Genomic DNA, 9,397 nt, shown 5'->3' on the forward strand with positions numbered 1-9,397 from the left:
GGCGCGGGGGGTTCGGACAGCCTGTACGGCCATGACGGCAGCGACCGGTTGTTCGGCGAGAACGGCAACGACTACATGACCGGCGGCAAGGGCACCGACGCCTATTATGGCGGAGCGGGCTACGACTACGCGATCCTGGAGCAAGGTAGCGGGGTCGACTATTTCGTCGACTGGAACGTGACGCGCGACCGGGTAGTGTTCGACAGCGACATCTTTTCCTCGATCGGCGCGGTGCTGACGGCGGCGTTCCAGAACGGCACCGACGTGGTGATCTGGGACGGCCACGACGGCATCGTGCTACAGAACGCCAAGCTCGCCGACCTCACCACGAGCAACTTCCTGTTCGTGTAGCCACGATCCGCGCTCCCGCCGACATTGTTGTCATCCCAAGGCAGCACCACGGAAAACTACATTCCAGAGTTGCGAAAGTTTAACTATTCGCGGAAACGGGGATGCCATATTGAAGCGTCGCCCCTCGTCGCCCCCGCCCCCAAGCAGGGTGGCGCTCGGCAGGCCGAGCGCTCTCCGCAATGCGCTCGGCCACTTCTGCGACCGTCGCCCCTCACAACCCCATCACCCGCCCCAACAGCCCCCGCCGCTGCGAGGCCTCCGGCACGACGCCGATCGACCGTTGTTCGAGGCGGTCGCGATACACGGACGTCACCGTCACGGCGCCGCCTATCAGGTGACACTGCTGCTCGGCGACGTGATCGCGCATCACTGCAATCAACCGTGGCAGGTCGCCAGGCCGTAGCGCATCCGCGTCCGCCGGCAGGTGCATTGCCTTGTAGGCTTCCGTGCTCGCTGGGCTGGCGTGGAAGGTGCCGACGTCGTGAGATACCCACGGCTCCAGCCCGGCATCCGATACAGTGGCGCACACGACGATCCGCGGCGTCGCATCGTCGAATCCGGCCAGCACGGCCAACTGCGAGCCCCGCTCACCAGCCGCTGCACGGGCCGTCTGTACGACACGGAGAGCGTTCGGCAGGGCTTCGACGGCGTCGGCGAAATTGCTGGCGCGCATCGATATAGCGGTCGCGAGTGCGCCAAGGGTCTCCGAAGTTCCCATCACCGCCAGCGCGGCTGAAAGCGCGGGAAGCGGGAACGTCTTCGCCAGTGAGAAGCGCTGGCCGGTTGCGTCGACGCCACGACTATCGGTCGCGATACGAACCGCGCGGGCCGGATGGCTCTGCGCATAGGCGATGATGGCCGTCATTCGTGGGTACTCCGCGAGGGAATGAAGCTGGCACCAAGGCCGATACCGAGCGTGACAAGGCTACTGACAACACCAGCAGCCCCTCCCACAGCCGAGCTAAGACCGGTGATCGCGATCAGCGAGATTGGCTCGGCCGATGCGGGCGTAATAAAAAAGACCGCCAAAGCGGCGGACAGGATTGCGGATTTCACATATTTTTCCTTGAGTTATGCGACAGATGGAGCGTGAGGGTCATATTTTGAATTGCAGACGCGTGCGTTGTGGGACCTCGCCGGTCCGAAGATCAGAGGCACCTAGACTTTCGATCCGCCCCCTACCGTCGCGGTACGGAGGGGCGACACTCGGCGCCCCTCCTACGGTCACGCGGCCTCAAGGTCGTCGGTGACGAACGGCTTCGGGACGGTAGACCGCCAGGGCAAGGCGCTCGTCGATGCGGACCGTGGCCATGTTCTTTTCGAAGTCGTCCACGTTCTCGGTCGAGATCAGGACTTCAACGTCGAGACGGTCGAGGATCTGCGCGCCGTCCTTGAATGCGCCAATCAGGAACTTGCCCGTAACCATGGCGTTCGTCGCCACCACCGGCAGGTTCCACAGGCGCGGATCGGCGAGGCCGAACGGGGACGCTGCCGACAGGTAGCGGCCTTCGCCATCCTTTAGGCCAGTGATGCGACGCCAATCTCTTTTGTTGAGCACGATGCCGCTGACCGGTACGTCCGCGTCCTCGACCTGGCTTATCGCCTGCAGGATCCGGTCGATCGGGGTTCCCGACGACGATATGAACGCCGGAGCCAACCCGGTCGCCTACGGCAGGATGCCGTTGAGGTTCTGGCCGGTGTTGTTGCCGTTCAGGAGCTGCTGCTCTTCGACAAACTTCAGGCCATAGGTGCCGCGTCGTCCCACATAGGCGGCCAGGGCCGGGCCGTCATCAAGCATCTGGCGAGAGATCTTGAACAGATGCGCGATGGTGCGCACCGGAGTCGAGAACAGATTGAACGTCAGGTCGGAATACGGCTTGGCGGCGGTCTCAGCCACCGGCGCAGTATTATTGGTGAAGCCGGTTTCTTTTGGCCACTCAACGAATTGTTGGTGGTCCGACCGGGCAGCAGCAGATCCCGAGCGCGCAATTCACGTACATAGGGTTCGACAATGCCCTGTACGCGATGCGCGGGCACGAGACTGGTGCCCGGCGAGGTGGCGGCCCCGACGGTGCCGGTGCGGCTGGCGATGGACGCGACCTCCTCGCCGGTGATCTTCACCACCGCGCGACTGCGAAAGTCGCTGGACAGCTTCCGGATCTCATCGCTTGCCGCGACCAGATCGCCCAGCGATACCGCGCCGCCGCGATGCTCCACAAAATCAGGCTCGCGTGCCGTGCGCTTCTCGAGCTCCCTGATCCGGCCCGAGAGGTCGCCGGTGACGGACTTAAAGGCATTACCGAGCTCTTCGATCGTCTCGGCGATAGCAACAGGCATGAATGCTCCTTGCCGCTACCGGCAGGTGGCAGACTGGTTGAATACGGATTGGGGTGCGCCGGTGAACAGGTTGGCCGGCACGTCGTCGTCTTCGTCGGCGAGCGTGATGGTGGGGGCGGCTGCTGGGGTGGTCTCAGGCAGCAGCAGCAGTGCAACACCGCCGTCGTGGTCGAGGTCGAGCAGCAATCCGGCGGCGGCTCCATGGAATTCCGCAGGGAGGTTCTGATAGAGGAACTGCGCCAGCGCCATAGCACCATCCTGCGCCCGCTGACGGAACTGATCGTTCATCTCCTCGGTATGGTGGAGATGTCTCGTCAGGCGCACAATCTCATCCACCGCCTTGGCGGTGTCGATGGTTTCATACTGCCGGAAAGAAGGCGGAAGATAATCCTCGCAGTCGGTTTCGTGGAAGCACTGACACTCCATTACCTGCCAGATCTTGTCGCGGCTCGGCGCATCCTGACCGGACAACAAGCCCTTCGTTTACTCCCACTCACCGTCGTCGAGCCTTCCCCGCAGGATCTTTGCAAACTCAACGGCGCGATCGGTGCGGTGCTGCTTTTCGTCCTCGATCCTGCGATCCCTGTCCTCTCTCTGCTCTCTGCTTTCTCCTTCTCTCGCTTGCGCTTCTCCGCCGCCTTCGCCTGGGGCGTCCTAGCATCGCGCTTCGCCTGCCGCTCGGCTTCCTCGCGTTCGTCACGAAAGCGATGCAACTCGTCAGAGACGGCAGCGAGTGGCACCCGCTCGCCCTTCGCCGCCCCGCTCCACGAATGCCGCACGGATTTCCACCGGAAGCGATGGGGCGGATAACTTCAGCGCCACTGACGGTGGCAAAAGCGAAAATTTTCCGCTTTCTGATGCCACGATCTCGGCGCCCGCATCATGGTCTGGGCCGAGCGGACTGTGATGCCGAGCTCGGCCTCAACCCACCGGGAGAACTCACCATGCTTCATACTGGCCTTGGCTGCGAGAAGGTCGCGGCCGGTTTCCAACATGTCGTCCGTGCCCTGGGCGATGCGCAACCGGATCCGCTCAGCCTGACCACGCAGGGCGGCGGCGACGTCAGTGGGGACGGTGTTGTAGTCGAAGACGGCCGGCACCATCACGCCGCCCTCCCCGCATCGCGTGCCGCGATTCGCTGATCGATCCATAAGTCCACTTCGCTCCGGATGAATGCGATCCGACGTTCGCCGAGCGGCACTGCGGCAGGGAAGGTTCCCGCCGCCCTGCGCTTGAAAAGTTCGGCGCGAGAAAGCCCGATTTCGCGCACGACGTCGGCGACGGACATCAGGCGTGGCGTATTATCATTAGCCGGCATAATAACTCCCATCTTGGGAGGTGGTTGGGGAGGGCTGCTAGTGCGAGCACCGACGCCCGCTACGTCAACTAATGTAGCTCTCCTCGGCCAGCCACGCTATGTGACCGACAGGGAGAAGGTCTGCAGGACGCACAGAATCGTCACAGGCGCCCTGTCACCCGCTAGGGTGGCGACGCGCAGTAGTCCGCCCACGCGGCCATGAGCTCCCGCCGCTTCGCCAAGGCGTCATCTCGCCGGTATGCGCGCTCGACGGAATTACCGACGGCATGTGCCAAAGCCGCCTCAGCGACCTCACGCGGAAATTCAGTGGCGTCGCCGCACCAATCTCGAAATGTAGATCTCAGGCCATTTATGGTCGCCTTGTCGCCCGACGCCCTGCGGAGCGCCAGAACCATCCCTATATCGGAAATCGGGTTACCGTTGCGCTCGCCGACGAACACTAGTTCGTTCGTCGCCACCTCGCGTTGCTTTCCTAGAATTTCAAGAGCGCGCTCAGTCAACGGCACGGTATGCTCTTTCTTCATCTTCATGCGCTCGGGCGGCACGATCCACAACACGTTATCGAAATCGATCTCGCGCCAAGTGGCGAAACGCACCTCCCCCGCCCTCGCCGCGGTCAGCGCTTGAAACTCGACCGCCCTCACCCCCGTCCCACCGGCAGCCCGCAGAGCCGCCATGATGGCCGGCATCTGCGCGTATGGTGCGCGGTGTTATGGCCCCGTGTAAGTCTGCGCCGTGCGGGAAGCAGGTGCTGTAGCCGTCCATGCCATTCTGCCGGATTGTCGCCGGTGTACAGGCCGCGTGCGCGCGCATGATCGATCACGGCAGCCACTCGCATACGCAATCGGTCGGCTAGCTCCGGCGTATTCGTCCACATGGGCGACAGCAGCGTAACAACGTCGTCGATGCTGACTTCGTCTATCGGCGTATCGTGTAATGATCCCGCCTGGACCTCGAGGCTTGGATGCCACTGCCACCGCGATTTTTCGTTCTTCAGCGCAGCATCCTTCACCGCAAGCGTGTCGAGTGCGATGTCCTTGAATGTCGTGCCCCTCTTCTTGCCGGGCCGGGGATCCTCGCCGCGGGCACGTTGGTCGCGGATCACGTCTGCCTTCTCGCGAGCGAGCTTCAGCGAGACCGGGGCAGTCCCCTGCCCGTACCCGCCTAAGCCGATCTCGGTACGGTTAGCGCCCCGACGATAAATGAAAACAAACTGCTTTGATCCACCGTCGCGGATGCACACAAACAAGCTGTCGCCGTCACTGTAGATGCCGGGCTTGTCGAGCGCCTTTATCCTTGCGTCCGTCAGCTTGCTCTAGCCACAGTATAATCCCGATGCCATAATCCTAGTATTGTAACTACCGTATTTTGGCGTGTCTTTCGACACTAAAAGACGTTATTTTCCAATACACTGATTCGATCCCTGGGACTGGGTTGCATCCGCGAAATGATGCTGCCTGCAGGATTCTGGGGCGGGTCATGCCGGATCTCGACGAAACGGTTTCGAATCTCGAGTTGGCCCTCGATGATCTATCCGCCACTCTGGCTATGGTAGAGCGCTCCGCCGATCGTAGCGAACGCCTCGCCATAATCGACCGAACCGAGCGATCATCGCAGCAAGTGCTGGCGATCCACCGCAACCTGAACCAGCTGGGTGCGGCGAGAAGATCGACGATGCTGACGCAGCTAGCCGGACGCTAGTTGTGGGTCACGTCCGGCCTTCCTAGGCGCCATCGGGAGACAGCTCCGCGGGAGGCGGCTTAATAGCTCGGCTCTTGGCGCCAGACCAGCGAATTTTCTCCAGAGCTGCAATGTGAATTTGGTCACAACGGGGCTCCCGCTGAGCCACTTCCTTGAACGGGTTGCTGCCGAACGCACCCGAGGCCGGATGCAGCTTGCTGTCGAAAGCATCTTCAAGGTTGGTATGTAGTTGCAAGAACAACATGAGAGCATTGGAAGGAAAGTCCTCCTTGCATGGATTGAGGCTGAGCTCTCAATTATCTAGAGCACAGCCTATCGGATTAATGATGTACATAATCATCTAGGAGATAAACTTTATACGGTGGGAAGTTTGGGCTCCACCGCCTCTATGCCCTAGCCGCACCATCCACCCCCGAACCCGTCCGCGATCTGGTGCTGAAAAGGTCTGAAGCTGGCGAGAAGGTGACGGGTGGCCCTGCCCGGAAAGCCGCTCTCCATCGCCGATTAGACTGATGTGGCGAAACAACTAGACACATCTAGACTAAAGGCAGGCGCCTCGTATTCTCTCACAAGAACTACTTTGACCAATTTTCGGAGGGGCAGGAATGAAAGATACGGACTTGTCCACTTGGGTTCTAGATTCGAATACGAAATTACGCCGAGACGCGCCGCGTCCGATAGAAATGCGCCAAGGCGGATACGAACAAGTATTTGACTATAACACTATATTATACGATCTATTCAGAGACGCCTCTGGTCAAAAAATTATTGCGATAGGCCCGGCCCTTCATAATTTATTTTTGTATTCGAACAAATGATAATAAATAGTGTAGTCAATAACGTCGAAAAGACAATAATAATGTGTGACAGGAACACGCAGATATGGATAGACAACGCATCTAAAATTAATGAAATGCAATTTATATCGAAATATTCATCATCTTCTCCGATGAAAATAAACAATAATAAATGTGACATATTTTATGGAAGTAGATCTTTTTATCTATATATAAAAACAATTGCTTAAAATGGATAATTGTTTGGATTAAGTATTATCATATATGTCACGGGGCGAATTGGTTCCTTATATATGACAATAGTAGTACGGATTATTAATTAGAAAATCTTTCATTTGCGCTAAATAATATATAAAAAAATATTGTAATCGAAATAGTTAGCTGGCCTTTCAAGTTCGGAGCTCGCGGAGGGCCGTATAAGAGGTGGGATTCAGATTATTGTCAGTATGGCATGCTTGAGCACGCTAGACATAAGTGCTTGAAAAATGCATCCAGTGTTTTAAGTTGCGATATCGATGAACTTGTTGTTTCATCATAAGGGAGATAAATATTTGAGCCGGCTGAAACAAAACGGAGAAGCTATACAGCCTTTTCTGGAATTTCTGTCTCTAACAATTCAGACAAAGAAGATTTCGTTTATCGTCGTTTTATGATTTTAAACATGTTAATTATAAATTAAAATGCCCGAATAAATGGGGCATTATACTGGGAAAACGCCCTTAACACAACAATGGAAGATTCATGGAGTAACTGGATTTAGTTCCGAGCCCGACAAACGTGAATTTAGCTACAGACATTTCCGTGGAATTAATACAAATTGGACATTTGATCGCACAACGTCGGAGCCGATTGAGAGTAGATACGCTATCGATGCATTATTGATCGCTAATATGAAGAGGGCGTTTGGAGACTCGTTTGTCTCGATGGCTACCTCTGACATACCCCCAGCGATCTCCTTCAAGGGCAACGATCAGTAGCTCGCCGGCCACCAGCAGCGCCCCCGCGGCGGATCGCCGTCGCAGGTCGCTATGGCCTCGTCGACATCGGCCTCGGCGATCTCTTTCGGTTGTTCTTGTTCGGTCATGTCCGCCTCCTGTTCCGCACATTGGATAACGAGAACAAAACAGAAACAACTCCCGACCTGGGTAGGACGTCTAACTCGACCTCGCCCCCCCCCCCCCCTCAAGCCGGCGCATCAATGGCTTGACGATATTAATTCTAATTTGTTATTAAATAATTCGCATTATGTACTAATTTCTTCGCTATCTGGACAGCGGGCCGCATCCTCGTCTCCTAAGAAATCGGAGGTTGATGAGTCCCAGACAGATAGGTGAGGAAATGGCCGACCTGAGCGTAGCAAGTGGCGCCACGACGACCGTCGAGACGAACTCGACTTACGGAAATATTTTCCTCGGTACCGGCTCGACGCTGGTTGCCGATGGCGCGAGCCTCTCGACGAACTTCCTCGATGCCGGCACGAATTCGGTGATCAGGATCACCGATGGCGGCACGTTTACCAATACCGGATGGACCAACGGCTCCAACGTGACCTTCGAGGTCGATGGCTCCTCTACGTTGGACTTCTCGGCTCAGGTTTCCGGCGGAGGCGGCATCAGCGGCCAGACCATCGTCTTCACCGGCACCGGCGACGGCACGGTGAAGCTGCCCGGCGGCGTGACCGACCTCAAGATCGAAGGCTTCAATGCCGGCGACCTGTTGCAGTTCAACGACGATAACATCACCGACTTCCGTACCATCGACAATGGCGACGGCACCATCACCATTCAGGCGGTGAACGTGCAGAGCGAGTGGTACACGCAGATCCTGTCCTCGGTCACCGTCTCCGGTAACGTCAATCCCGACGACTTCATCTTCGACCCCTCAACCGGCACTGTCGGCTATGCTTGTTTCCTCGCGGGCACGATGATCGCCACGCCGGACGGCGAGCGCGCTGTTGAAACCCTCGCTATCGGTGATGCTGTGCTCACCGCCTCTCAAGAGATCCGCCTCGTGAAGTGGATCGGCCGCCAGACGGTCGTAAGCATGTTCGCCGAACCGACGAGAGCCTTCCCGATCCGGATCGCCGCTGGGGCACTGGGTGAGAATATGCCTGTACGGGATCTCTATATCTCTCCGGATCATGCGCTGCTGATCGATGGCCTGCTGGTGCAGGCGGGTGCGCTTATCAACGGCACGACGATAAGGCAGGTCGAGCGCCCCGAAGCGCGTTTCACGTATTTCCACATCGAAGTGGACGATCACGCGATCATTCTGGCTGACGGTGTGCCGGCCGAGACCTTCGTCGACAATGTTTCCCGCCGCAGGTTCGACAACTACGCAGAGTTCGAAGCGTTGTACGGCCCTGGTAGCCCCGTGACGGAAATGGATCTTCCGCGCGTGAAGTCGATGCGTCAGCTGCCTGCCTCGATCCGGGCGCGATTGGCCGTGCATGTGGCAGCATAAGAAAGAAGGGGCGGCCCAGGGCCGCCCTCACGTCCTCAGCTTTGCCTCGACGTCCACGGTATATCCGGCCTTGAAAATCGTGTATGGCCGTCTCAATGACGAACTGCAGCCCGTCGAGCTCCGGTCGCACGCCGCGACTCTGTGCAAGATGCGGTGGATGTCAGAATACCGAGCCGACCAATGTGCCTATGGTCCGGCGTTGCCATCAGCGGAACAAAACTGAAGCGCGGTGGCTCGTCCACCAATGCCTTTGACCGTATGAGATCGACGATGTCCGTTACGATGCACCTTACGAAGTTTAGGATTGCCACTACGCCTTGACGTGCTCCCCATTTTCCTGCCGGTCATAAGTTAGGCCCGGCTGGGTTTTGGTCCTCATGGGACCGGCTTGCGAACATCGACGGCGATAGGCCGCCGAGGCTGGTATGGG

The 9,397-nt window shown here is 58.1% G+C and carries 10 protein-coding genes and 2 pseudogenes; 3 read left to right on the plus strand and 9 right to left on the minus strand.

The window, feature by feature from the left end; genetic code table 11:
- A partial coding sequence (locus tag KHC28_RS27755; RefSeq protein WP_376772698.1) for a calcium-binding protein occupies positions 1–351 on the plus strand: 351 nt, incomplete at its 5' end.
- A 211-nt stretch (positions 352–562) separates the two neighbouring features.
- Here KHC28_RS27755 and KHC28_RS14355 read toward each other — a convergent pair.
- The 9 genes and pseudogenes from KHC28_RS14355 to KHC28_RS27875 all read right to left on the minus strand — a co-directional run.
- Positions 563–1,216, minus strand: a complete 654-nt coding sequence (locus KHC28_RS14355) for a hypothetical protein (RefSeq protein ID WP_214009062.1) — start codon at positions 1,214–1,216, stop codon at positions 563–565.
- Positions 1,213–1,407, minus strand: coding sequence for a hypothetical protein (locus KHC28_RS14360; protein WP_214009063.1), 195 nt, complete (start codon positions 1,405–1,407; stop codon positions 1,213–1,215). Before KHC28_RS14360 ends, KHC28_RS14355 begins: the two co-directional genes overlap by 4 nt.
- 178 nt (positions 1,408–1,585) lie before the next feature.
- A pseudogene (locus KHC28_RS27400) lies at positions 1,586–2,341 on the minus strand (phage major capsid protein).
- A 362-nt stretch (positions 2,342–2,703) separates the two neighbouring features.
- Positions 2,704–3,159 carry a hypothetical protein gene (locus tag KHC28_RS14370; RefSeq protein ID WP_214009064.1) on the minus strand — a complete coding sequence of 152 codons (456 nt, stop codon included), beginning with the start codon at positions 3,157–3,159 and terminating at the stop codon, positions 2,704–2,706.
- A 341-nt stretch (positions 3,160–3,500) separates the two neighbouring features.
- On the minus strand, positions 3,501–3,791 hold the full coding sequence (locus KHC28_RS14375) for a DUF3102 domain-containing protein (protein WP_214009065.1): 291 nt from the start codon (positions 3,789–3,791) through the stop codon (positions 3,501–3,503).
- Positions 3,791–3,976: a helix-turn-helix transcriptional regulator gene (locus KHC28_RS14380; protein WP_246564840.1), complete on the minus strand. Its 186-nt coding sequence runs from the start codon at positions 3,974–3,976 to the stop codon at positions 3,791–3,793. The genes KHC28_RS14375 and KHC28_RS14380 overlap by 1 nt, the downstream gene beginning before the upstream one ends.
- A 191-nt stretch (positions 3,977–4,167) precedes the next feature.
- Positions 4,168–4,695, minus strand: coding sequence for a tyrosine-type recombinase/integrase (locus tag KHC28_RS27410; protein WP_312893197.1), 528 nt, complete (start codon positions 4,693–4,695; stop codon positions 4,168–4,170).
- Positions 4,647–5,111, minus strand: a complete 465-nt coding sequence (locus tag KHC28_RS27415; protein WP_312893198.1) for a phage integrase central domain-containing protein — start codon at positions 5,109–5,111, stop codon at positions 4,647–4,649. The genes KHC28_RS27410 and KHC28_RS27415 overlap by 49 nt, the downstream gene beginning before the upstream one ends.
- A 9-nt stretch (positions 5,112–5,120) precedes the next feature.
- Positions 5,121–5,255, minus strand: a pseudogene (locus KHC28_RS27875) (Arm DNA-binding domain-containing protein); the annotation flags it as partial.
- A 230-nt stretch (positions 5,256–5,485) separates the two neighbouring features.
- On the opposite strand from KHC28_RS27875, the gene KHC28_RS14390 reads away from it, so the two are divergent.
- Entirely contained in the window at positions 5,486–5,707 is a 222-nt protein-coding gene (locus tag KHC28_RS14390) for a hypothetical protein (protein ID WP_214009067.1), read from the plus strand.
- Between the two features lie 2,135 nt (positions 5,708–7,842).
- Positions 7,843–8,967 (plus strand): Hint domain-containing protein, encoded by a 1,125-nt coding sequence (locus KHC28_RS14395; RefSeq protein ID WP_214009068.1) that lies wholly within the window; start codon positions 7,843–7,845, stop codon positions 8,965–8,967.
- The last annotated feature ends 430 nt before the right edge of the window (positions 8,968–9,397 follow it).

Origin of the sequence: Ancylobacter sonchi, from assembly GCF_018390695.1 — a bacterium.
Classification (GTDB): Bacteria; Pseudomonadota; Alphaproteobacteria; order Rhizobiales; family Xanthobacteraceae; genus Ancylobacter; species Ancylobacter sonchi.